Here is a 25,381-nt window from a genome sequence, read left to right on the forward strand (position 1 = left end):
GAACACAAACATGACAGAGAGAGAATTTTTTCAGTTTCAGGAGGAGCAGTCTGAGCAGATTGATCTGAAAGCAGAACTTTACAAATACCTGCGTTACTGGTATTTGTTTGTAATTGGTGCTGTCTTAGCTGTGGGAGTAGCTTTTATCTACCTCCGTTATGCCACACGACAGTATACTGTAACTAGTAAGGTGCTGATCCGTGATGATGCAAAAGGAGCAGATTTCTTGAGTGGTTCAGCATTGAGCGATTTGGATATGTTCAAGTCGTCTAAAAATGTAGATAATGAGATTGAAGTTTTAAATGCTGTGAGTCTGATGCAGCGTGTGCTAGCAGAGCTTTCATTAGAAACTAGTTATTACAAGCAAGGCCGCGTGAATGATGTAGAAATTTACGGAGAGGATGTTCCTGTAAAAGTTATTGTCAGCAAACTGGATTCGACTGCTTTTGAAAAAAGCTTTGTGCTTCATATTAAGGATAATAATGCCTATGAATTAGAAGAAGAAAACGAAAACGGCGAAACAGTTACCTCCATACATCAGTTTGGGCAGCAGCTTAAAAGAGACTACGGGGTATTTACCGTTGTAGCTGCGGCACAGGGACTAACTCCTGACATGCCGCGCGATATCATTGTTAATTTTCATAGTATCCGAAAGCTTGCCAATTATTATAAAGAGCAACTGACTATTGAGCCTGTTAATAAGAATGCAAGCGTGTTGGTACTAAGCCTAACAGTGCCTGTACGTGAAAAAGGCCAAGATATCATCAATAAATTAATTGAGGTGTACAATCAGGAAGCTGTAGAGGATAAAAACCTCATGGCTTCCAATACCATTCAATTTATTGATGAACGCTTGAAGTTCCTGACAGCCGAACTCTCTGATGTGGAGAAAGATGTAGAGCAATACAAGCGTAAAAATGCTTTAACAGATGTAAGCTCTGAAGCAAAGTTGTATGTAGAGCAGGCAAGTGTGTACAACCAGCAATTGGCAGAGTTTGAAATTCAGCTAGATGTATTGAACTCTATTGAAAAATACCTCAAAGGGAAGGGAGAGCAGTATCAGTTAGTGCCAAGTTCCTTGAGTATCCAAGACCCTACCTTATTAGGCCTGATATCAAAATTTAATGAGTTGCAACTGGAGCGTGAAAGGATGCTTCGTACTACACAAGCAAACAACCTGTTGGTGCAAAATATCAACGACCAGCTAGGAAATCTGCGAATCAACATATTAGAAAATATTCAGAACATAAAGCGCGGGCTATCTATCACCAAGGATAACCTCAATGCAAAGATGGCTTCCTTCGAAACGAAGATTCAGAAAGTGCCAGCGATCGAGCGGGAACTTTTGGAAATACAACGGCAGCAGGGTATCAAACAAGGGCTTTACTTATACCTACTTCAAAAACGCGAAGAGTCTGCTGTTTCGTTAGCCGCTGCGATATCAAATTCTCGTATCCTGGATCCTGCTATGGCAGGGGATGAACCCGTTAAGCCAAAGAAAATGCTGGTGTACCTGCTTGCACTTGTAGCTGGCATGGGTGTGCCTTTCGCCTACATCTTTATAAAGAACATGCTGAATGACAAGGTGCAGGACAGGAAAGATGTGGAACAAGCCACTGCTACGCCTGTACTGGGAGAGTTAGCGCATAATAAGTCTGATCAAGCCCTCGTCGTAACAGAAGGTAACCGTAGCCCAGTGGTAGAGATGTTCCGTCTGGTGCGCACAAACTTACAGTATGCCACCATTGGAAAAGAGAATAAGGTGATCCTGGTTACCTCCAGCATGAGTGGTGAGGGGAAAACCTTTTTCAGTATCAATCTTGGAGCAAGTCTAGTCTTAACCGGTAAGAAGGTAGTGGTGCTTGGGTTTGACCTTCGCAAGCCAAGGCTAATTCAGGAATTAGGTTTAACGGAAGGTGCTGGTATTACTAATTACCTGATTTCCAACACAACGTCTGTAGATGATATAGTGCAGCCTGTCGCAGCATTGAATGGGCTATTCGCCATCGGGTCAGGTCCAATTCCTCCAAATCCAGCTGAGCTGATGCTGAGTCCTAAGGTAGCGCAATTAATAAATGTTCTGAAGGAGAACTTCGACCATATCATTATTGATACAGCGCCTATCGGCCAGGTAGCGGATGCCTTTACGCTCTCCTCTTTCATTGATTCAAGTGTGTACGTGGTAAGATATAACTATACCTATAAGTCTCAGCTTCAGATTGTGGAAGATGTGTACAAGCAGAAGAAGCTGCACCACCCGATGATTGTACTAAATGACGCCCAGAAAGAGAATAGCTATGGATATGGATATGGCTATGGATATGGCTATTCTGAAAACAGCAAGACACCACTAAGAAATATCAAGAACAAATACCATACAAATTAATGGCTAGTTCAAAAGATTTGGTGAAAAATGTAATAATATACTCAATAGGAAGTATTGGGTCAAAATTGATTACATTTCTTTTAGTCCCAATTTATACATTCTTTCTAACAAAGGCTGAAATGGGATATTATGACTTAGTAATAAGCACTATAAGTTTATTTGTTCCACTAATCACAATTCAAATTTCTGATGCAACATTTAGATGGTTAATTGAAGTTAAACACGATTCAATACTTCAGAGTAAAATTATAACTAATGCATTAGTCGTAATTTTAGCCGGTATCACTATTGCCTTTACATTGTTTTCTATTACATTACTTTTTTTTGATATAGAAAATAAATTTGTAATATCATTAATTTTATTTCTATCTGCTTTATTGCCGTTGTTTCAACAAATAATCAGAGGTCTAGAGAAAAACAAATTATATTCAATAATGGGAATTATAAATACATTATTAATATTCTCGTTAAATATAATATTTATTATGTTTTATGAAGTAAGTGTTAATATTTTATTATTAGCTACAGCAATTGCAAATATTATAACTCTTATTTTGATATTTAGGTTATTGAATCTAAAAGAACATATAAGTATATCTGACATCGACTTCAAACAAATCTTAGAGATGATAACTTATTCGCTACCACTAATACCTAATGCAGTTAGTTGGTGGTTGATAAGTACAGCCAATAGATATATTATATTGATCTACTTAGGTAAAGAGGCTAATGGAATCTATGCATTGGCTAATAAGTTCCCTTCTATAATATTAATTGTAAATTCGGTGTTTTTGTTGGCAATTCAAGATCAAACTGTTAAAAGTGTATATAATAGAGAAACTAAAAGCTACTTTAGTCATATATTTAATAGATTTATGGTTATGGAATTGTCTTTTGTTTTGATGTTGATAACAATTACAAAATTCATAGTTTCAATCTCAATTGATAAAGAATTTTACAGCTCTTGGCAATATATGCCATTCTTATATCTTGGAGTGGCTTTTTCTGCATTTGCAAGTTTCTTAGGCACTGGATACTTAAGAGAGAAGAAAACAAGAGGGTTATTCACATCGACACTCATAGGTGGAGTTGTTAGCATTACAGTCAGTTACTATTATATTAAGAGTTTCGGTTTGTTTGCACCCGCGTTTGGAACATTTTTAGGCTATTTTGTTACTTGGATTCTTAGAATTTATGAGTCTAAAAGCTTTTTTAAGATAATTTTTAATGTTAAAATATTCACGGTCATGATGATGCTAAGTGCATTGTTTATGTGGCTACTGTTAAAGTCAAGTTTAAAAATTGACATACTTCTTTGCTTGACGGCTTTAATTATAGCATTTATATGCAACAGAGAAAGTGTTAAAATTATATTTGGAAAGTTACAATTAATAAACAATGCAAGGAAATATAGAAAATATTAATAAACTTAGGGGCATAATTTACTCTAATTTAGATCCGATAATTAATCAAGATTATTGTTTGTTAGATGTTCCTGATCATAAGAATATAGGAGATAATTTAATATGGGAGGGCGAATTAGCTTATTTAAAGAGACTCCCATATAAAATGATATATAGTAGCAATCTGTATCTTAGTGATTTTGGAAAAATAGGTCAAGAAAATATAATTTTGTTGAATGGTGGCGGAAATTTTGGTGATTTATATTCAATTATACAAGATTTTAGGATTAAAGTAGTAGAACATTTTGAAAAAAATAAAATTATCATATTTCCAATAACAGTGCATTATGATAATTTAGATAATCTAATCAGAGATTCAAGAATATTTAATGATCATTTTGATATCACCATTTGTGCTAGAGATACGCATTCATATAGTATATTAAAAAAATATTTTTACAACAATAAAATATTACTTATTCCTGATATGGCTTTTTGTATTGATTTTACAAAACATATAAAGAGTAGTATTGAAAATAAAGTATTGTTATTAAAAAGAAAAGACAAAGAGCTTAATAATAGTTTTGATTTAAATTTATTAATTCAAAAGGATGATTTAAGAAAAATTGAAGTTAGCGATTGGCCAACATTTAATATTTCTAGATTGGATAATTTGTTAGAAAAAATATATGTTAAAATCGAAATCAATGCTTCGAAATTATTTTTAAAAATTCCAGTATTAAAACAAATGGTTGATCCAAAGTATGGATTAAAATCTAAAATTAACCGTTCTAAATATATTACTACAGGTGTAAATTTTATCAACCAATATAATGAAATTTATACTACAAGATTACATGTGTTTATACTAGGGGTGCTTTTAAATAAAAAAGTGCATGTAATTGATAACTCTTATGGTAAAAATAAAAATTTTTATACTAGTTGGATGCAGGAATTTAATAACTGTGAATTAATTGAACCTAAAAGAAAATAAACATACTAAAACGAGCTTTTAAATTTAAACTCAATAGTTTATGAATTTAATCAGTGATTTTTAAATAAAATTAGACTGGATATCTTAAATTTTAAAATAATCTGATATAGTTTAACTTAGTCAAATTATAAATGCCAAAGTACCAAAATGACAGATTCAAACCCTTTAGTTTCAGTTTTAATTCCAACTTATAATGTTGAGAAATTTGTCGAAGAAGCTATATTAAGTATATTAAATCAGACTTATAAAAACTTAGAAATCATTATCGTAGATGATGCATCTTCTGATAACACTTTCAATATTCTAACCAATTTATCAGAAAAAGATGATAGAATAAAACTTTATAGGAATGAAAAAAACTCTAAAATAGTAGAATCTTTAAATTTTGCTTATAAAAAATCTTCAGGTTTATTTATAGCACGAATGGATGGAGATGACATAAGTTTACCCAATAGAATTGAGCACCAAGTTCAATTTCTTGTCAATAATGTTGATGTGGATCTTGTTGGTTTGAATGTAATTATTATTGATGAAGCAGGTAATAGTTTGAAGAATGAAAAATATGTTACTGATATTAATTTAATTAAAAGAGTAAGTCAGTTTGTAACACCAGTTCCACACTTCTGGGTGTCACGAAGATCAGTTTATGAAAACGTTGGACCATATAGAATTCCATCTGCGGAAGATTTTGATTTCTTATTGAGGGCTTTAGATCTTGGCTTTAATATATGTAATGTTCCTTTATTTTTATATAAACAAAGAATTCGACAAGGTAACACAGCTTCTACTTCAGGTCTAATACAAAGTAAATCGATAAGTTATATTAAAAAACTTCGTACTGAAAGGCTTAAAAATAATGGAATTGATTCCTATTCTTTAGATAAACTTTCCATCTACACAAAAGTATCATATATAGAGAGAAAACTATTTAATTATTCCTTATCATTTCATTTTAAATATCTTTCCAAAAAAGGCCTATCTAATTTTTCTGCATATTTCAACTTAATGATAGCTATTTTTATTATGCCAAACTATCACTTATCACATATTTATAACAGATTTAGGTTTAAAAGGTATTTGTAGTTTTTAAAAGCCTTTCTATTATGCAAATATGAAAGTAAAATTTGTAGTTTATTATTTTATAATACTTGTAGTACTTTATATTCAGCCTCTTGAAATCGGTGCTATAAAAATAACTATTTTATTTAATGTAACTTTATTGTTATATTTCACTCTATTCTTAATAAGAAGGCGCAAAATTCGTTTAAATAAACTTGGAAGATTTAGCCTGTTATCTGCTATTAAAACCTTTTTTTCAGTAGGTGTTATTTATTCGCCATTTAATGTATTAGTAGATACGTTTAGATCATTGATTTTTCCGATAACATATATTTTTCTATTTAATAAATTTAGTAGTTTATATTTAGCTAAAACTTTAATAATAGTTTCATTTGTTATAATATCTTCATCTCTATTTTTCGTTTTTGGTATCCTTGTACCTATTAATTCAGGTTATGATCTTTCCATATTTGGAAGTTATGCTTCAGGGTTTATTGGTGTATTTGAAAATTCTCATAGTGCAAGTGCTACTCTTAGCATTAGTATAATTATATTGTTGTACTTTTTGTTTATTAATCATAATTATTTCAAGCTTAGTAAAGTGTATACTTTCTGTCTATATATTACTTTAGCGTTAGGTTTATATATACTATATAAAACATATATTCGGACAGGTTATTTAATGCTTGTTGTAGGAGTGATGGTTTTATATTTGAAAACGTTTAAGCGTAGCTATATTATTCCTTCATTTATAATAGGTATACTGACTTTATTTTTATTATCATATTTATATAATAACGATAGTACCTTAAAATCTAGGTTGTCAGATTCACAAGAATATTCAACAGGAGATAAGACTAAAGATTTGGGGTCAGGACGAGTTATATTTCAACTAGCTTCTATTGAGATTTGGAACTCAAATAATTTTGAAGAAAAAATTTTGGGTATGGGCTTAGAGCCTTACAAGGATGAAATGGAAAAAAAGGTTGGGTTAAAAATATATGCTCACAACGGTTTTACTACTGCATTGCTTAAAGATGGACTAGTGGGATTATTATTATTTGTATTTTTCATATTTAGTATTTATTATTTAACCGTTAACTCATATTCTCAACATAAATTACTTGGTCTATCTGTCTTTTGGTCTTATTTGGCTTATCAAATGGTACAGGGTGGTGTGATTTCTTCTGTTATGGAGTTAATTTTAGCCTTGATTTTTGCTTTAGTGCAACAAGATAGTGTTGAAATAAAACAAAATGCTAAAATTAAGATAAATAGTAAATATGCAATTAATTAATGAAATTAAATTACTTAAAGGTAATTCAAAAGGCCTTTTTTTTATTATCTACTTTAGATTAAGCTCTTACTGTGCAAGAGGTAAACTTTTGTCCGTTCTTGGATTTCCTATTAGACTTTCTTATAAAATATTTATTCAATGGATTTTAGGCATAGATATTCCTGATACTACTCAAGTAGGGCTTGGTTTAAACTTATACCACGGTCAAGGAATTGTAATCCACAAAAATGTAATTATTAAAAACAATGTTATAATAAGGCAAAACACTACAATTGGAAACAGTAAATATGAAAATGATGTTCCTGTTATATGTGATAATGTTCAAATTGGAGCAAGTGTAGTCATCATTGGTAAAATTGTTATTGGGGAAAAAGCTATTATTGGTGCTGGATCAGTAGTAACGAAAGACGTACCTCCTTTTGCAGTAGTTGCTGGAAATCCAGCCAAAGTCTTAAAATATTTATATAGATAATTTATAATTTACTTTGGTAATATGCGAATTCTAATTACAGCTCCTAGTCTTAGTGTTAATGAAAATGTTAGTGGGATTTCATCTGTAGTAATTACAATTATAGAAAATAATCCTAAAGTAAATTATATTCACTTTTTATCTGGTAACAAAGATATAAAGGCTTCTCTTTTTAATAGGTTTATTGATTTAGGTTTAAGTTATTATTTATTATGGAAACATATTCGAAATAAGAATTTTGACATCTTACATTTAAATTTACCTTTAAATTATAAATCTATATTTCGAGAATTGATTGTATTTTTGATAGTTAATTCCTTTCATATTCCCATAATAACCCATCTCCATGGAGGTACATTTCTTACAACTAAACCTCCACTAATTGTTTATAGAATTGTTAAATATATTTTAAGTAATTCAAATAAAATAATTGTACTTAGTGATTTAGAAAAAATACTAGTAACCAATATCTATAATCAAAAATCAAGTGTAGTTTTAAAAAATACCATTAATGTACCAACGAATAATTTTACTTGTAATAAGAATTCCACTGTTTTAAAACTTATTTTTTTAGGCAGACTTCATGAGTCTAAAGGATTAAAAATAATTTTTGATGCTGTGGATATTTTAAACGATGAGGGTTATCAAAATCATATTGATCTATCAATTTATGGCAAAGGACCCCTAGAAGATTTGGTTGTACAAAAGGTCAATACCATAAAAAATATTTCTTTCCATGGTGTTATCAAAGGAGTCTCTAAATTTAATGCATTTAATGCTGCTGATGTTTTTCTACTACCTTCTCTATATGGTGAGGGTTTGCCAATTGCTTTACTAGAATCTATGGGTTGTGGTGTTGTTCCAATTGTTACTAATGATGGGTCTATGATTGAAGTTGTTAAGCATAACCAAAATGGTATAGTGGTTGAAAAAAACAGTGCGACAGATTTAGCTTCAAAAATTAAATTATTACTTGATAGTGATTTATTAAAAAGCCTTTCACAAGAAACTACTAATTATTTTCAATCAAACTTTGATTTGAATAATTATATAACCACTCTAAATTCGCTTTATTATTCTGTTCTTAAGCATTAAATTTTTATTGAGATTTTATATAGTTGAGTTTAGCTTTATTTTGTCTTCTATCACATTAATGTTACTATATTAATTATATTATTTTATAATTAATGATTGTTTTAAAAATTATGAATTCAGATATATTTACAACTACTTGCATGGGTTATTCCCTTTTTACAGGCAATTTAAGTTTATTACCCGCGCTTGATAAAGTTGTTATTAATACTATAAATCAATATTCTTATTGTATTGCAGAAAAAGACGTTGATTTTAAGAATTCATTAATTGAATCCGACGTACTGCTTCCTGATGGTATAGGAATTGTGGCAGCATCAAAGTTTTTGAATCAACAGCATATTGCTAAAATTGCTGGTGCAGATTTGCATGACTATTTGTTGAGAAAATTGGAAATTAGTGGTGGTAAATGCTTTTATTTAGGCTCTTCCGATGAGACCCTTCGTAAAATAAAAGTGCGCTTGAAAAATGATTTTCCATCAATACAAGTGGCGAGCTTTTCCCCTCCTTATAAGCCACAATTCTCTCAAGAAGATAATGCTTTGATGTTAGCTGAGGTTAATGCTTTCAAGCCTGATGTTTTGTTCATAGGAATGACTGCTCCTAAACAAGAGAAGTGGGCGCATGCACATAAGGCGTTACTGGATGCAAATATCATCTGTTCAATAGGCGCAGTTTTTGATTTTTACGCTGGTACTGTAAAGCGTCCAGGGAAGTTTTGGATTAATTCAAATTTAGAGTGGCTTGGCCGTCTGTTTAACGAGCCTAGAAGGATGTGGAAAAGGTATATTTACTATGGTTTTGTATTTGGCTATTACCTGTTAAAGGAGAAAGTACGAAGTTGGCGGCCATTGAAGACTAATACAAACAGTACATTAAAGTCCATTTAAAAAGTAATTTTATTTGCTTCAGTTCTTTTCACGTTTTCCATCCACTGAGAATCTATACCCAAGTGTAGACAATAGTATCAAGTCTAATCGATAATTATCAATTTTCTTATAATACCAAAAGCTAAATGTTTGTATATTTGAGCTTTAATAAGTTCTTGTATTCGCTTCACCCATAGCTTATGATTCAGAGGTATACTAATTTTGCACGATTGCTCAATTTTGCGGCAGATTTCGTTCTTCTCAATCTGTCTTTGTATGCAATTTTTATTTTGCACAACCCTTCGCGATTAGGGGAGAATATAGATGAGGTTTATCGCTTAGATTTTCTACTTCTGAACCTGATTTGGTTCTATTGTGGCAGTGTTTTTAAGATTTATGAGAACATCTTTAAGCGTGACGCCATTCCTACTATGCGGGTGGTATTGAAGTCATTAGGCACATACATGGTTATTGCTTCCATCTTAAAGTTGGCTATCCCCAAATTAGAATTATCAGTGAGTTTTCTCACAAGTTCTTTTGCACTCTTTTTCTTCCTGCTACTTTCCTGGAAAACGCTCTTCCTGCTCGTCCGAAAGCCGCGTCGCTGGTCTGTTATCAAGCGAAAGAAGATAGTGATTGCGGGTGCCGGAACACTAGGGGTAGAGCTTTATAATTATATTCAAGACAACAAGCAGCTGGGGTACGATGTTGTTGGCTTTTTCGATGATTTTGTGCCTGCTGTTCCAAATGGTACTGTTTTAGGTCAAATATCAGAGTGTATTGATTTTGTAGAGCAGAATGATGTGGCAGAGGTCTTTTGTGCTTTGCCGGATCTCGCGCGCCATAAGATCCTTTCACTGATGGCGGAGTCTGATAAGCGTATGGTTCGTATTAAGTTGGTGCCTGACGTGAAAGATTACTTCAAGGAAAACTTTATGGTGGAGATGTATGGCCATATGCCCGTGCTGACGCCACGTCGGGAGCCTTTGGAGGATAAAGCGAATGAGGTGGCGAAACGAGCTTTTGATATCGTTTTCTCTTCTTTCGTTATACTGTTCTTCCTGAGCTGGTTTATACCGCTAATGGCGATTATCATCAAATTGGATTCAAAAGGGCCTGTCTTTTTCAAGCAAATTCGCTCCGGGAAAGACAACCAGCCTTTCTATTGCCTGAAGTTCCGGAGTATGCGGGTGAATGCGGCTTCTGATAGCTTACAGGCGACGAAGGGGGATGCGCTATTACAAAGGTGGGTCGCTTTATTCGTAAGACCAGTATAGATGAGTTGCCGCAGTTTATCAATGTGTTTATGGGCAATATGTCTGTTGTGGGGCCTCGTCCGCATATGCTGAAGCATACCGAGGATTACTCTGAGTTAATTGAAAAGTTTATGGTGCGCCACTTCGTAACACCGGGTATAACGGGTTGGGCGCAGGTGAATGGCTTGCGTGGTGAGACAGAGGATTCGGAGTCGATGGAGAAGCGGGTGCAAGCGGATATCTGGTACTTGGAGAACTGGTCTTTTTTGCTTGACTTAAAGATTGTGGTCTTAACTTTATGGCAAGCCATTAGGGGGCACGAGAAAGCTTTTTAAGAGAGAATTGATTGATGATTAACAGCAGCGGCCTGTAGCATGATGTGCTACAGGCCGCTGCTGTTTTTGGCTTTAACAATTATATGTCATTTCGACCAGCGGGAGAAATCTGGACTTCACGTTACTTATGAATGATTCAGATTTCTCGCTAAGGCTCGAAATGACAAATGGTACATTCATAAATGACAATTGGTGGGATTGATTTTATGCTTGTTTTAACTTTGAGGCGGCAGCTTCATCCACGAGCCAGATAATCTCTCCGTTTTCTGGTTTGATCAGTTGTGAAGGGTACTGTTGAGCGTTTCGTTCTCCTTCCAGTACCTCATAAAGGGCAGGGGCCTTTTTCTCACCGAAGGTCATGAAGCAGATGGTTCTGGCCTGGTTGATGATCAGAGCAGTCAGTGTGATGCGGTACATGGATTGGGGTTCTAAATAATAGGCCTGCACCCAACGGGACTGCTCCTTCAATACTTCTGTGCCCGGGAATAAAGAAGCAGTATGGCCGTCATCACCCATGCCTAACAGGATGAGGTCAAATTGAGTAGCTGCATTCCCGAAGAAGTTCTTGAGTTGTTCCTCGTATTTGGCGGCATAGACTTCCGGCTCGATTCCAGCTTCCCACATCGGGTAAATCTGCTCTTTTGGAACAGGCACCTTACTGAGTAGGGTGTCAAACGCCATCTTGGCGTTGCTCTGTGCATCTGTCAGCGGCACCCAACGTTCGTCGCCCCAAAAGACGTGTGTTTGCTGCCAGGGCACTTGCTCTTTGTAGGGCGATTCCGCTAGCATGTTATATAATTGTACAGGGGAGGAGCCGCCTGTTAACGCCACACTAAAGCGGCCACGTTCCGTAACAGCCGTTTGGGCTTGTTGGACAAACAGTTCGGCAGCGGCTTTGCTGAGCTGTGCTTTATCTTCAAAAATTTGTATCATCGTGTACTGTTTAATGAGGTAAGGTAACGGTCCAGGTATGGCCTTCGCGGGCAATGAGTGCCTCAGCGTTTTCAGGGCCCCACATACCGGCGGCATAGTTGGGGAATTCCAGCGAAGGGCGCGATTCCCAGGTTTCCAGGATCGGCGTAATTACATCCCACGCTACTTCTACCTGGTCCGAGCGCATGAACAGGGTGGCATCTCCCTGCATGGCGTCGAGCAGCAGTGTTTCGTAGGCTTCCGGTGTCTGGCTTTGTGCCGAGCATCCGTTAAAGTCGAATACCATTTCCGCTGGTGTGAGGGCCATGTCTAAACCCGTCTTCTTGGCCATGAAGCGCAAGCGAATATCCATTTGCGGCTGAATGTTGATGATCAGTCGGTTTGGCAGGATGTTCTCCGTCATGGCTGACGGGAAGGTCAGGTGCGGCACCGGACGGAATTGGATGGTGATGGAGGAGCTTTTTTCCTGCATGCGCTTGCCGGTGCGCAGGTAAAACGGCACGCCTTTCCAGCGCCAGTTGTCGAGGAAGAATTTCACGGCGGCATATGTCTCCGTGCTGGATTTCGGATCTACACCTTCTTCCTGCCGGTAACCGGGTACTTGCTTGCCTTTCATCCAACCGGGGCCATACTGCCCACGCACCGCGTACTTGCCCACTTCCTCCCGGGAGTAGCGCTGCACGGCATGCAGCACATCCACTTTGCGGTTGCGGATCTCCTCGGCCTCGAACGTGACAGGGGGCTCCATGGCCACCATGCACAAGAGTTGCAGCAAGTGGTTCTGAATCATATCGCGTAGGGCACCGGATCCTTCGTAATAACCCCCACGGTCTTCCACGCCTACCTCCTCGGCTACCGTAATTTGCACGTACTCGATGTAGTTGCGGTTCCAGAGCGGCTCAAAAAGGGCATTGGCGAAACGAAAGGCGAGGATGTTCTGCACCGTTTCCTTGCCGAGGTAATGGTCGATGCGGTAGATCTGGTTTTCCTGGAAGGTGTTGGTCAGGAGCTGGTTCAAGGCCTTCGCCGATTCCAGGTCGTGGCCGAATGGTTTTTCTACCACAATCCGGTCGCGGTTAGGATCGCTGGCAATGCCCACGTTACCCAGGTGCACGGTAATAGGCTCTATAAACTTCGGAGCTACCGAAAGGTAAAACAATCGGTTGGCCCGCATTCCCCAAGACTCTTCCAACGCGTGTATCTGATCGGCTAATTCCTGGTAGGAGCTCTCGTGGTTGATATTGGAGCGCAGGTAAAAAAGCTTTTGGCTGAAAATTCCCCAGGCTTCAGGGTCAGGTTTTCCGCTTCGCGAAAATTCTTCCACGCCTTCCGACAACTGTTGTCTGTAGCTGATGTTGTCGGTGTCCGTTCTGCCTAGCCCGATCATCGCGAAGGAGTCGGGCAGCCAGCCATCTAAAAAAAGATTGTAAAAGGCTGGCACCAGTTTGCGGTTTGCTAAGTCGCCGGTGCCGCCAAAGATCACGGCAATAGTGGGGGCCTTTTTATTGGCTGATTTCATATATGCTGATGCGTAATTCAAATTAATTTTTTCTTGCCAGGCAAGGGGTTATGTTTTACTGGCTAGCTTAATTCCACTGGGTATGGAAAGTGCCGGGCTTGTCGGTGCGCTCATAGGTATGGGCACCGAAATAGTCGCGCTGCGCCTGAATGAGGTTGGTTGGCAGGGTTTCGGTGCGGTAGGCATCAAAATAAGCCAGCGAAGCCATAAAGGCAGGCATCGCGATACCCTTGTCGATCGCCGTTTTCAGGACTGTGCGTATATCGCCCTGGCGGTTGCGTAAGTCCGTGCCAATTTTTTGGTCCAGCAACAGGTTTGGCAAATCGGTGTTCTGCTCATAAGCAGCCCGGATGTCGGTGAGACAGGCTGCCCGGATAATGCAGCCCCCGCGCCAAATTTTGGCAACTTCCTGCAACTGCAAGCCATAGTCATAAGCTTCCGAGGCTACCCGTAACTGGGCCATACCCTGCGCATAGGTCGAGAGCATGGCAAAATAGAAAGCGTTCTTCACCTGGTTTACCAGTTCCGGTTGGTTAGTAGTTTCCACTGCCGCGGTCTCACTGGCCAAAAGTTTGGAAGCCTCTACACGTTCTTCTTTGTATTTGGAGATGTCGCGCATCAGTACGGCCATGTCGATGCTTGGTACCGGTACCTGCAGGTCCATGGCGTTTTGGGAAGTCCATTTACCCGTACCTTTGCTGCGTGCCCTGTCTGAGATTAGGTTCACCAGGTATTGTCCGGTTTTGTCGTCTTTCTTCTTTAGAATCTCTCCTGTGATTTCTATCAGGAAAGACTGCAACTCCGTCTGGTTCCAGCTTTCAAACACCTGCTGTAAAGCCTCATCGCTCAACCCGGCTCCGCGCTTCAGCAGGTCGTACGCTTCCGCGATGAGTTGCATCACGCCGTACTCAATGCCGTTGTGTACCATCTTTACGTAATTACCAGCTGAGCCATTGCCGAGGTAGGTCACGCAGGGCTCCCCGTTTACTTTAGCGGCCACAGCTTCAAATACCGGGCGGAGGCGCTCATAGGCCTCTTGGTTTCCGCCTGGCATCATACTCGGACCGAAACGGGCTCCTTTCTCTCCTCCTGATATACCCATCCCGAAGAAGTGAATGCCATGCGCTGCCAACTCAACCACGCGGCGGTCGGTATCCGGGAAGTAGGAGTTGCCACCGTCAATCACGATGTCGCCTGGCTCCAGCAGGGGGAGGAGAGAGGATATGACCGCATCCACGGGTTTACCGGCGGGTACCAGAAGCATTAACGCGCGCGGCCTGCGCAACGCCTGTATAAATTCCTCCGCTGAAGTTGTTCCCTTCACGGGGCGGTCAGCGCCGGCTTCCACTTCTACGGCAGCAGCTTTTTCTGGGTCCAGATCAAGGCCTATCACTGAAAAATCGTGGTCCGCGATGTTAAGCATCAGGTTTCTGCCCATTACCCCAAGGCCAACCATTCCGAATTCATACTGTGCGTCTTTCATTTCTTATTAATCTCTATAGTTTTATACCCTCCTTTGCATGCGGATTTATTTCTTAAGTATTCCTAAAAAACAAAATGCCGCCTGCCGTCAGGCGTTGTCAATCTGTCTTGAAGTCACAATGTAAAAAATATCTTTCAACAATATATTCTGGCCGATGAAATAATCGGGTTATGTTGAAGGCGCTTTAGTTAGTAAAATTGCATAAAGTAAGGTAGGAGGTTGCTGAAAATAGAATTGTGAAGGAACTCCAGTGGCAGTGTAGGAAAGCTGATTATAGCTTTCCTATTGAGCTAAATACCCTACCCTTGCGTTTACCTCGCGGATGGAGGGTATAAATATTTTTTGCGTCATTTTCTTCCTGCGAGTAAGGTCGTTCCATGCTCTCTAACATAGGCATACCTATAGGCTTCCGGGTATCTAAAACGGACATCAAGTTTCTAACTTGACCCAACTGTTTCTTACACGCACGAGACGCTGAATCAGAATCGACCAGTTAGTTTAGGGGTGCTACATCAAACTGTTATTCGCAGTTTGGGGTAAATAATAAATGAGCTTAAGCTACAGCATCGACATACAAGTGAACGGGAATGGCAGCTAATGTTATAGCAGCACCACTGCTACCAGAAGTTATATGCTCAATTTGAATCAAGAAATAAAATTCAGTATACCCCGTGTAGGGTAGGGCCGTTAAGTTCTACATTATATTAAGTCATGGCGCGAGCGTCCTCGCTCGTGTCCTACTATTTTCTGGCCCTCTGGGCCAGTTGAGTTGGAGACTCAACATTCACTTTAAGACACGAATCTGGAGATTCGCGCCAGAATCAGGTAGAACTTAACGGCCCTGCCCCGTGTAGGGTGAATGCAATGGAAGGGAATACGGCTACCGTGTAGTAAGCAGGAGGAGTAAGGCGCAGGAAATCTGCGTTTACTCTAATGGTAAACCAAACTTTAGTCTATTTTGTGATAACAAAGGTCAAACTTTTCTTGACCTGAAACGGAAACCATGGTTGCGTGTGCTTTACAGATATGGGCAAGTTGATTCATGCCGTCTTTAGAGAATTGATTTTTAGGATAGGTGCACAATAAGGAAAAAACCTCTCGCTCGAAATAGCTGTTCCACATATGCTCCAGCTCAATGGTTGCCGCTTGGTTGCCCTGTTCCCATAAAATGGCTACCATCTCACCGAAGGCACGTATGCGCTTACCGCACGGGCGGACACTGTCAAAAACCGCTGCAATGGTGTTTCGAAATAGGTCCTCGTCTGGAACGCCATTTACCATGAATTTAGACAGGGTTTCAGATGCGTCTAAGGCAATATACTGGTTAGTTGCTTTTAAATTAGGTATGTCAAGTGCGTGGTCAGACAGCCGTTTTTCAAGTTGCTGTAAGTGTTCTTTAGTAGCAATTAGGATGATACACTCACCCACTGAAATGCCTCCGGCCACAAATCCCTCCAAGAGGTTTAACAGCTCATTTTCGCAGTCGTAGAGTTGCAGGACATGCGAGTGGGGGGCGACTTCTCTCCAAAATGTCTCCGAATTACAGGGTATCCATTCTTCCATAAGCGCTCTAAAGTTTAAGATGTACCTGACAAAAATCAGGTTGCTGCAAGCGTATTGCAGGTGTTATTCTATAAGCGCTTTACCACGCCACGCTAACATTTAAGTTTTAGCTGAAACACTCATATGTTACTCTTTTTCAACGATTATGATAAGATATAGTTCCAGCACGATGTTTAGTGTTGCACCATGTTTTAGCCTGTGTTAAAACATAGTATCAGGAGATGTGGGTTTAAAGCCTCTTGACTGGTAAGAACTAAATTCTGGAAAATTTTTAAATGTTTGAGAAAAAAGGGTTGGATATATAAGATGTCCTGGCCGCAATCCGGCTGCAATTTTATATAGAAAGGGATTTTCAAATGTGCTAACTCATTTCAACGTCATATAAGCAGTCAAAGATAATTTGGCGGAAGATGGCTTCCGATAGCCTGGTATGGCACAGACACTAAGACGCCTTGCAAATCAATAGTTTCCACCCAACTCAGGAATGATTGAATCAGGGACTCTTGGACAAACACATTATTCAGGACCGCTGTGCTTTTTAATCTATAGGTGATGGAAATTCGCGGTTTAAGCCATTCCCTGAATATTCTCCAGGTATTTCTGGCCTGAGCCAGTGTTTAATAACAGGATCTGCTGATCTGCGTGTAGGTATCCTGCAGAGAGGAGGTTTCGTGCGGCCATCCAGAGGGCTGCTCCCTCTGGCGCGACGAATAACCCTTCCGCTTTCCCAAGCTCCCGGAGGCCGGTTAACATTTCTTCTTCGGTTACTGCCACAGCTGTTCCCCCTGATTCTGCCAGCACCTGCAACATCAGTTGCTCACCAATGGGGCGCGGTACGGCTAAGCCGTTGGCTATAGTGGGTTTGCCACTATAGTGCTGTGCGTTCGGCTGGTTTCCTTTCCAGGTTTGCACAAGGGGCATGCAATTGGCCGCTTGCACGGCAATCATCTTCGGCAAGGTGGTTTCGTCAGTAATCCAGCCCAGGGATTTCAACTCTTTAAAGGCTTTCCATATCCCAATTAAACCTGTGCCGCCACCGGCAGGGTACAAGATTACATCGGGCAATTTCCAGCCAAGTTGCTCTGCAATTTCGTAGCCCATGGTTTTCTTGCCCTCCAGGCGGTAGGGTTCTTTAAGGGTAGATACGTCTAGTAAAGCACCTGCAGCATTCAACTTTTTAACGTGTGCCGCGCAGTCGTTGATAAGCCCATCTACTAAATGGACCTCTGCGCCATACCAGTAACATTCCTCCCGAAAGGCCTTGGGAGTATGGCGCGGCATAACCACCACGGCGCGCATGCCGGCCCGGGCACAATAAGCTGCCAGCGCAACGCCTGCGTTGCCGGCGGTAGGCACGATGCACCCCTCAAACCCAAATTCTTTAGCTTTAGACACGGCCATGCTCAGGCCACGAGCCTTGAAGGAACCGGTTGGGTTGTTTCCCTCGTCTTTCAAAAGTAAGTGGTGGAACTGGTACTGCGCGGCAAGGGAGGGGAGTGGCAGCATCGGTGTGAAACCTTCTCCCAGCGAAACGATATTTTTATCCTCCAACACCGGGAGGAGTTCCCGGTAACGCCACATACTACTAACCCGACCCTGCAACACCTTACTGTCGATTGCATCTTTTTGCAAATTATATCGGGCAAGCAATGGCAGTTGGCAACACGGCGACAAACTATGAAAATCAAAAGCACTAAATGAGCTTCCGCAATTAGAGCATGTCAAAGATTTGATTAAGCTGGAGGTAATCGTTTTTTGATCAATTTTCATGTAAGTACACTGGCTATTTTCAGGCAAATAGCTTTTCTGGCAGCAGGAAAACAAGCGATATTAAAGCATGGGCTATTCCATTTTGGAATACATACGCTTCATGAACTGAATAAATTTTGTAGCCGGAGCACTGTTCTCGGTGCCTTTCCGCTGTATAAACTGAAAGGAGCGCTTCACAGTTAACCCCTCTATTGCAACCTCTACCAATTCACCGGTTTGCAGCTCTTTTAGCACGGCCTGGCGTGGCAAAAAAGCCAGGCAGGTGTCAACCCGCACGAAGTTTTTTAGCGCTTCTGTGCCGCCCAACCTGATTTTTACCGGTATGTCACTCAACTGGATACCCTGTTGTTCTAAGGCCTCTGTCAGCACCGCGAGTGTCCCAGAGCCATTTTCCCGGAGCGCTAACGGAATATGGTGTAAGTCGTGAACCTCTAATCGCTCTTTTTTAAGGGGGTTCTTGGAAGAACAAACCGCAATCACCTCGTCCGTCAGGAAAGGGGTATAGGTGACCTGACTGAGTTTGTGGCCGCCTTCTACGATGCCCAGGTCGATTTCATGGTCGAGGAGGGCTTTAAGGATGTTCTCGCTGTTGCGGTTTTTTAGGGTAAGTTGCGCCTCGGGGTTTTGCTGCAGAAATGCCGACAACACGGGGGGTAATATGTATAGGGAGATGGTGGTGCTTGCGCCTATGACCAGTTTGAGCTGCGGCGAAAAGGAGGGGTTTAGTTCGCTAAGCTCTTGGTGCAGCTCATCCTGTAGCTGTTTGGCAGCCAGCAACTTTCGATAGAGCAGGCTTCCCGCCTCCGTAAGCAGGATGCTGTTCCCGATCCGCTCAAACAGCCCAATTTTATAATACGCCTCCAGGCCCTTTATCTGTTTGCTGATTGCCGACTGACTGATGTAGAGTGACTGGCTCGCTTTTGTGAAGCTCAACACCCGGGCGACTTCTAAAAAAACATGGTGCTTCTGAGAGAGCATAGCTTTTAGGGTATAAATAAAGGTAGACTATCTGCAAAGATGAGTCATTTTGCTGCATCCTGATAACCTGATATACCGAAACCATTGCGTTTTATACCACTAGCTTAGGTATAACGCATTCGATAGAGATCCACCAAACAGCATCTACGCAACCCAGCCAGATATGCCTGCTAATATAACCTGATTGGTTCTTTTTTGTCGTGGTTAATCCTTTTAAATTAAGTGACTTGTGATAAATTAAGCCTTCAATTGTGAATGAGTTTATACTAGTTTTGATGTCGTTGACGATTACAAATTTGGGTAGCCATCTTTGACAAATCACTCTAAAACCATCACCTTAAATCCTACTTAAAATTTAGAAAACGGAAGTTAAACAAACAGACTTTATCCGCGTTATAGTTATGTAATCGAAAACATTTATTAAGTTTGTAAAATAATATAGGGTGTGTCGATAATATCTTTCTGACGTATGTAAACAGATCGATCAGCTTAAGGGTATACTAAAGAGTGATTTAATCGAATGCGGCCTCTAGCCCGGCGCATCCTCAATCAAGAAAGAAACAAATAAATAGCTATACTATGGAACACAAGAATGACAGACATGTAGCCCCTGGAACCCCTGTATGGGATACCAACGAATCCAGAAGATGCCCTTTTTTGGGTGGCGCCATGCACTACACCGCTGGTAGCGGCAGGTCTAACCGCGACTGGTGGCCGAATATGTTAAACTTGCGCATACTGCACCAACATTCCCCGAAGTCAAACCCTTTGGGCGAGGAATTCAATTACGCTGAGGCTTTCAATAGCCTTGACCTGCAGGCCGTAAAGCAGGACCTGTATAACCTGATGACGGATTCGCAGGACTGGTGGCCAGCAGACTATGGGCACTATGGTCCGTTCTTTATCCGGATGGCCTGGCACAGCGCGGGTACTTACCGGATCATGGACGGTAGAGGAGGAGCCGGTTCAGGCTCACAGCGTTTCGCGCCGCTCAACAGCTGGCCCGATAATGCCAACCTCGATAAGGCGCGCCTGTTGCTCTGGCCTGTTAAGCAGAAGTATGGTAACAAGATTTCATGGGCCGACCTGATGATTTTGGCCGGTAACTGCGCCCTGGAATCCATGGGCTTCAAAACTTTTGGCTTTGCCGGAGGGCGTGAGGACGTGTGGGAGCCGGAGGAAGACATTTACTGGGGCTCGGAAGGTGAGTGGCTGGGAAACAAGGAGCGCCACGCAGGTGGGGTGCTTGAAAGTCCGCTTGCTGCCTCGCACATGGGCCTGATCTATGTGAACCCGGAAGGACCGAACGGCAACCCGGACCCGGTGGCTGCGGCCCACGACATCCGGGAGACCTTTGGAAGAATGGCGATGAACGACGAGGAAACAGTCGCCCTGATAGCAGGTGGCCACACCTTCGGTAAAACACATGGGGCAGCCGATCCAAGAGATTACGTAGACGTTGAGCCAGCGGGTGCCGGTATCGCAGAGATGGGACTTGGCTGGAGAAACAAGTTTGGGAAGGGCCATTCAGAGCATACCATCACCAGTGGTCTGGAAGGTGCCTGGACGACAACACCAGCACAATGGGGCCATGAATTTTTCCAGAACCTGTTTGGCTTTGAGTGGGAGCTGACCAAGAGCCCGGCGGGTGCCCACCAATGGAAGCCGAAAGACGGCGCAGGAGAAGGAACGGTGCCAGATGCGCACGACCCGTCTAAAAAGCATGCACCTTTTATGCTGACCACCGACCTGGCACTGAAGATGGATCCGGCATACGAGAAGATTTCCAGACACTACCTGGAGAACCCGGATGTTTTTGCAGATGCCTTTGCGCGTGCCTGGTATAAGTTAACCCACCGCGACATGGGGCCGCTTTCACGCTACCTAGGTCCTGAAGTGCCTGAAGAAGAACTGATATGGCAGGATCCGCTACCGGAAATTACCCATGAACTGGTGCATGAACAAGATATCAACGATCTGAAAGCTAAGATTCAGGACGCCGGGCTTTCTGTTTCGCAATTGGTGAGTACGGCCTGGGCTTCAGCCGCCACCTACCGTGGTTCTGATAAAAGAGGAGGCGCCAATGGGGCACGTATTCGCCTTGCGCCGCAAAAGTACTGGGAAGTGAATAACCCCCAGGAGCTAGATGGCATTCTGAGCACATATGAGCGCATTCAGAAGGAATTCAATGATGCTCAAACTGGCGGCAAGCAGGTTTCTATGGCAGACCTGATTGTGTTGGGTGGATGCGTCGGCATTGAGAAGGCCGCCAGGAATGCAGGGTATGAGGTGACGGTGCCTTTCACCCCAGGCCGTGCGGATGCCTCCCAGGAGCAGACAGACGTAGAGGCGTTTTCCATCCTTGAGCCAAACGCAGACGGGTTCCGTAACTACTTCGGCAACCACGACCACATATCTTCTGCAGCGGAGGAAATGCTGATTGACCGCGCGCAGTTGCTGACACTTTCGGCACCAGAAATGACAGTGCTGGTTGGGGGTTTGCGGGTGCTGAACACCAATTTTGATCATTCGAAGCACGGTGTGTTCACTAACCAGCCTGAAACGCTGACAAACGACTTCTTTGTAAACCTGCTTGACATGAGCACTACCTGGAAGGCAACTTCAGAAGCGGACAAGGAGTTTGCAGGCAGCGACCGCAGAACAGGGGAAGTGAAATGGACAGGTACCCGCGTTGACTTGATCTTCGGTTCTAACTCTGAACTGCGGGCCATCTCAGAATTCTATGCTTGCTCAGATTCTAAAGAGCGTTTCGTACGCGATTTCGTGAAAGCCTGGACTAAAGTCATGGAACTGGATCGCTTTGACCTGAAGTAATTTCAGCGGCTATTAGCGAAGTATGAGCGCTAAATAAATAAGTAAAGAAGAGGCTGTTTCGGGTGACTGGAGCAGCCTCTTCTTTTTTCAACTGTACAGCAGCACGAAAGGCAGATACTGTATATGCCTGTGAAATTTAGCAGGATACAAGCATTATTCTTCTTTGACGGGTCTCTTTTAAATGCCTGACTTTAGTTGATAATTAGAGCCGCCAGTGCCCCGGCATCCTAGTGGGGCAGTCACGAATGGGAGGAGTTGTGGTAACCGCTTTGGAGCGCATCAGGCAGGACACTAGAAAGCTGCCTAAGTGTATGCAGGTGGCCAACGGCAGCTTTCGAGGTGAGTGCTTGAACGTGCCTTAGTGCCTGTCACTGGAGGATGCCCAGCATAAAATCGAGGCTTGGCGAGAGGGGTATAACCACTTTCGTCCCTGTATCTCATTGGGTGACAAGACGCCAGAAGAGTGGCTGCAACATAACATGGTAGAACCAGAATTCTCCACTTCTGACCGACTCTAAAGACGGGAGGAACTCAATATTAGACCATTTTGATAATCAACAGATCCGTGGCAGTTGCTCTCCAAGTAGCATCGTTAACAGTCTTCTACCGCCAATGGCACTGGTCATGACGACTTGCTTTGGATGAGCTTCTGTGACAGACCCAATAATTGCTGCATGCTTGCCTTCTTCTAAATTCTGCAGTACGGATAGGAACTCATCCGAAATGGAGGCATCAATCACAGCTATAAACAAGCCTTCGTTGGCAACATAAAGCGGGTCGAGGCCAAGCATTTCGCAAGCGCCTTCTACCCGCTCGTTTACAGAAATAGCAGTTTGTATTAAATCTATACCATAGCCACTCTCTAAAGCCAGTTCATTCAGCACGGTCGCAATGCCCCCTCGGGTCGGGTCTCTTAAAAAGTGAATGCCATCTCCGAAAACATCTAATAGTTTAAAGATAGCAGGGGCAAGGTTTCGGGTATCGCTTTTAAGTTCGGTTTCGAATAATAATCCTTCCCGCACAGACATGATCGCCATACCATGGCACGCCGCCTGCCCACTCAGTATGATTTTGTCTCCAGCCTTAATGTTGCGAGAAGAAATGTTTGCCTTTGGATGTACTTCACCGATACCCGTCGTGTTAATAAACAGTTTATCTCCCTTTCCTTTTTCAACCACTTTTGTGTCTCCGGTCACGATCTTTACCCCTGCAGCTTCACAAGCTTTTTTGATGGCTACCAGTATCTCCCATAGTTCGTTTACAGGCAAGCCTTCTTCAATAATCAAGCTTAGGGATAGGGCGTGTGGTTTGGCGCCACACATGGCTAAGTCGTTCAGGGTGCCATTAACTGCCAGGTCTCCGATATTGCCTCCCGGGAAAAAGATTGGAGTGACTACAAAACTGTCTGTTGTGAAAGCCATCGGTTGCTTTAAACTCAAAACTGCCCCATCATGATGCGTTGTGGCCTCGGTTTTCAATATCCCAAAGATGCAATCAAGTAACTGATAGGTCAGCAGGCCACCGCTTCCGTGGGCCAACGTGATTACATCGAAATCCAGCTGCGGTAGAGGGCAGGTAAAAGTCGGTTTTGGGGAATGTATACTGCTTGTTTTATCCATACAGTTCGTTGACATATTATGCCACTCCTAAAGTTTGAGAGCCGGAATAAAAGTGATAATAGGCTGCACAGGCCCCTTCTGAGGATACCATGGGCGCGCCAATCGGTTGCGATGGCTTGCACGTGGTGCCGAAATTTGGGCAGTCCAATGGTTTCTTTAAGCCTTTCATGATGGCACCAGATATGCAGGTCTCGTTTTCTGGGCTAACTGTACTATCTACCTCAAACTTTCGCTTGGCATCATACAAGGCATACTTCTCTCTAATCTCTAAACCACTTTGATCAATCTCACTCAGTCCCCGCCATTCCCGGTTACTCACCTCAAACACCTCTTCTATGGCCTGTTGGGCAGTAAGATTTCCGTCTTCCCGAACGACGCGGGCATATTGGTTTTCCACTTTGTATTCTCCTTTCTCTAATTGCCTGATGGCCATGAGTATACCCTGCAAAAGATCTATCGGCTCAAACCCTGTCACTACGATAGGTATTTTATACTTTGCGGTGATAGGGTAGTAGGCGCTGTTCCCCATAATAGTGCAAACATGCCCGGCACCCAAAAAAGCTTGTACCTTTGTTTCCGGGTCTTGAAGTAGCGTTTCCATGGCGGGAGGAACCAATACATGCGACGCAATGAGAGCGAAATTCTTCAGCTCAAGTTGATGTGCTTGCAACACGGCCAGTGCATTGGCGGGGGCTGTGGTTTCAAACCCGACGGCAAAGAAAACAACTTCCTTTTCAGAATGCTGCTGTGCAAGTTTAACGGCATCGAGGGGAGAGTAAAGCACCCGTACGTTTGCTCCTTCAGCTTTAGCTTGCAACAGGCTTTTTGCCGAACCCGGTACCCGAAGCATATCCCCGAAGGAACATAAAATCACATTAGGCAAAGCAGCCAGTTGTATCGCAAAGTCAATAAGGTGCATCGGCGTCACGCATACCGGACATCCCGGGCCATGCACCATCTCAATCTCCTTTGGGAGCATTTGCAGCAACCCATACTTTACTAAACTGTGCGTTTGTCCTCCGCATATTTCCATCAGTGTCCAGGGCTTCGTAACGGTGCGTTTAATTTCCGTCAGGTATTGCTCTGCCATCACGGGGTCACGATATTCCTTTAAATATTTCATGCGGGCAAATGTGTTTTAAGCTATTGATTTAATTCCTGAGAGTTCAGTTCATCCAGGTCTCCGGTACTGCTCAGGAATTTGAACACTTCCTGAGCTTCCTTTTCACTGATTAAGCTAATGGCTACCCCGGCATGCACCAACACATAATCGCCCGGTGTAGCTTCCGGCAACAAGGCAAGGCTTATGGTAAGCGCATTTCCTCCGAAGGAGACTTTGCCAGTTCTGAAAACCGGGTCTCCTTCATTTTGGAGTGTAAGTAGTTTAGCTGGTATTCCTAAGAAGCTGTTTTAAAAGGTAGTTATGGATAAAAAGAGTGCCCACTTTGGTTAAGAAAGTTGAACGACCAACTAATCAAAACCTAGGTGAGCACCAATCAAAAGAAACAAAAAAGGAAGCCT

19 protein-coding genes and 1 pseudogene are annotated in these 25,381 nt (G+C 41.9%); 11 read left to right on the forward strand and 9 right to left on the reverse strand.

Annotated elements, in window-relative coordinates; translation table 11 throughout:
• Positions 1-10: 10 nt before the first annotated feature.
• From ACXYMU_RS16905 to ACXYMU_RS16945, 9 genes and pseudogenes are all read left to right on the forward strand, one after another.
• Positions 11-2,386: a GumC family protein gene (locus tag ACXYMU_RS16905; RefSeq protein ID WP_458987599.1), complete on the forward strand. Its 2,376-nt coding sequence runs from the start codon at positions 11-13 to the stop codon at positions 2,384-2,386.
• A complete protein-coding gene (locus ACXYMU_RS16910; protein WP_458987600.1) occupies positions 2,386-3,810 on the forward strand; it encodes an oligosaccharide flippase family protein in 1,425 nt (474 codons plus the stop codon). The genes ACXYMU_RS16905 and ACXYMU_RS16910 overlap by 1 nt, the downstream gene beginning before the upstream one ends.
• Positions 3,785-4,783: a polysaccharide pyruvyl transferase family protein gene (locus tag ACXYMU_RS16915; protein ID WP_458987601.1), complete on the forward strand. Its 999-nt coding sequence runs from the start codon at positions 3,785-3,787 to the stop codon at positions 4,781-4,783. Before ACXYMU_RS16910 ends, ACXYMU_RS16915 begins: the two co-directional genes overlap by 26 nt.
• 147 nt (positions 4,784-4,930) lie before the next feature.
• The gene (locus ACXYMU_RS16920) at positions 4,931-5,866 is read left to right on the forward strand and encodes a glycosyltransferase family 2 protein (protein WP_458987602.1); all 936 of its coding nucleotides are present in this window, start codon (positions 4,931-4,933) and stop codon (positions 5,864-5,866) included.
• Positions 5,867-5,894: 28 nt separating this feature from the next.
• Positions 5,895-7,139 (forward strand): O-antigen ligase family protein, encoded by a 1,245-nt coding sequence (locus tag ACXYMU_RS16925; protein ID WP_458987603.1) that lies wholly within the window; start codon positions 5,895-5,897, stop codon positions 7,137-7,139.
• Complete coding sequence (locus ACXYMU_RS16930) at positions 7,126-7,611, forward strand: serine O-acetyltransferase (RefSeq protein WP_458987604.1); 486 nt, start codon at positions 7,126-7,128, stop codon at positions 7,609-7,611. Before ACXYMU_RS16925 ends, ACXYMU_RS16930 begins: the two co-directional genes overlap by 14 nt.
• A gap of 21 nt (positions 7,612-7,632) precedes the next feature.
• On the forward strand, positions 7,633-8,703 hold the full coding sequence (locus ACXYMU_RS16935; protein WP_458987605.1) for a glycosyltransferase: 1,071 nt from the start codon (positions 7,633-7,635) through the stop codon (positions 8,701-8,703).
• Positions 8,704-8,813: 110 nt separating this feature from the next.
• Entirely contained in the window at positions 8,814-9,590 is a 777-nt protein-coding gene (locus ACXYMU_RS16940; RefSeq protein WP_458987606.1) for a WecB/TagA/CpsF family glycosyltransferase, read from the forward strand.
• A gap of 443 nt (positions 9,591-10,033) precedes the next feature.
• A pseudogene (locus ACXYMU_RS16945) lies at positions 10,034-11,160 on the forward strand (undecaprenyl-phosphate glucose phosphotransferase).
• 204 nt (positions 11,161-11,364) lie between these two features.
• Here the strand turns inward: ACXYMU_RS16945 and pgl are convergent.
• From pgl to ACXYMU_RS16975, 6 genes are all read right to left on the reverse strand, one after another.
• Positions 11,365-12,093, reverse strand: coding sequence for a 6-phosphogluconolactonase (gene pgl / locus ACXYMU_RS16950; protein WP_458987607.1), 729 nt, complete (start codon positions 12,091-12,093; stop codon positions 11,365-11,367).
• 10 nt (positions 12,094-12,103) lie between these two features.
• A complete protein-coding gene (zwf, locus tag ACXYMU_RS16955; RefSeq protein WP_458987608.1) occupies positions 12,104-13,612 on the reverse strand; it encodes a glucose-6-phosphate dehydrogenase in 1,509 nt (502 codons plus the stop codon).
• 67 nt (positions 13,613-13,679) lie between these two features.
• Positions 13,680-15,095, reverse strand: coding sequence for an NADP-dependent phosphogluconate dehydrogenase (gndA, locus tag ACXYMU_RS16960; RefSeq protein WP_458987609.1), 1,416 nt, complete (start codon positions 15,093-15,095; stop codon positions 13,680-13,682).
• A 948-nt stretch (positions 15,096-16,043) separates the two neighbouring features.
• A complete protein-coding gene (locus ACXYMU_RS16965; protein WP_458987610.1) occupies positions 16,044-16,658 on the reverse strand; it encodes an MEDS domain-containing protein in 615 nt (204 codons plus the stop codon).
• A 567-nt stretch (positions 16,659-17,225) separates the two neighbouring features.
• Positions 17,226-18,428: a threonine synthase gene (locus ACXYMU_RS16970; protein WP_458987619.1), complete on the reverse strand. Its 1,203-nt coding sequence runs from the start codon at positions 18,426-18,428 to the stop codon at positions 17,226-17,228.
• 72 nt (positions 18,429-18,500) lie between these two features.
• Complete coding sequence (locus ACXYMU_RS16975; protein WP_458987611.1) at positions 18,501-19,406, reverse strand: LysR substrate-binding domain-containing protein; 906 nt, start codon at positions 19,404-19,406, stop codon at positions 18,501-18,503.
• Between the two features lie 579 nt (positions 19,407-19,985).
• Between ACXYMU_RS16975 and katG the strand changes: the two genes are divergently transcribed.
• Positions 19,986-22,241, forward strand: a complete 2,256-nt coding sequence (gene katG / locus ACXYMU_RS16980) for a catalase/peroxidase HPI (protein WP_458987612.1) — start codon at positions 19,986-19,988, stop codon at positions 22,239-22,241.
• 371 nt (positions 22,242-22,612) lie between these two features.
• Positions 22,613-22,759, forward strand: coding sequence for an integrase core domain-containing protein (locus ACXYMU_RS16985; protein ID WP_458987620.1), 147 nt, complete (start codon positions 22,613-22,615; stop codon positions 22,757-22,759).
• Positions 22,760-22,795: 36 nt separating this feature from the next.
• On the opposite strand, the gene hypE is transcribed toward ACXYMU_RS16985, so the two are convergent.
• From hypE to ACXYMU_RS17000, 3 genes are read right to left on the reverse strand one after another with little or no spacing between them, the layout of a single operon-like run.
• Entirely contained in the window at positions 22,796-23,860 is a 1,065-nt protein-coding gene (gene hypE / locus ACXYMU_RS16990) for a hydrogenase expression/formation protein HypE (protein ID WP_458987613.1), read from the reverse strand.
• Between the two features lie 16 nt (positions 23,861-23,876).
• Positions 23,877-24,983: a hydrogenase formation protein HypD gene (gene hypD, locus ACXYMU_RS16995; RefSeq protein WP_458987614.1), complete on the reverse strand. Its 1,107-nt coding sequence runs from the start codon at positions 24,981-24,983 to the stop codon at positions 23,877-23,879.
• A 20-nt stretch (positions 24,984-25,003) separates the two neighbouring features.
• Positions 25,004-25,255: a HypC/HybG/HupF family hydrogenase formation chaperone gene (locus ACXYMU_RS17000; RefSeq protein WP_458987621.1), complete on the reverse strand. Its 252-nt coding sequence runs from the start codon at positions 25,253-25,255 to the stop codon at positions 25,004-25,006.
• Between the last annotated feature and the right edge of the window lie 126 nt (positions 25,256-25,381).

This window comes from Pontibacter sp. CAU 1760, from assembly GCF_054482735.1.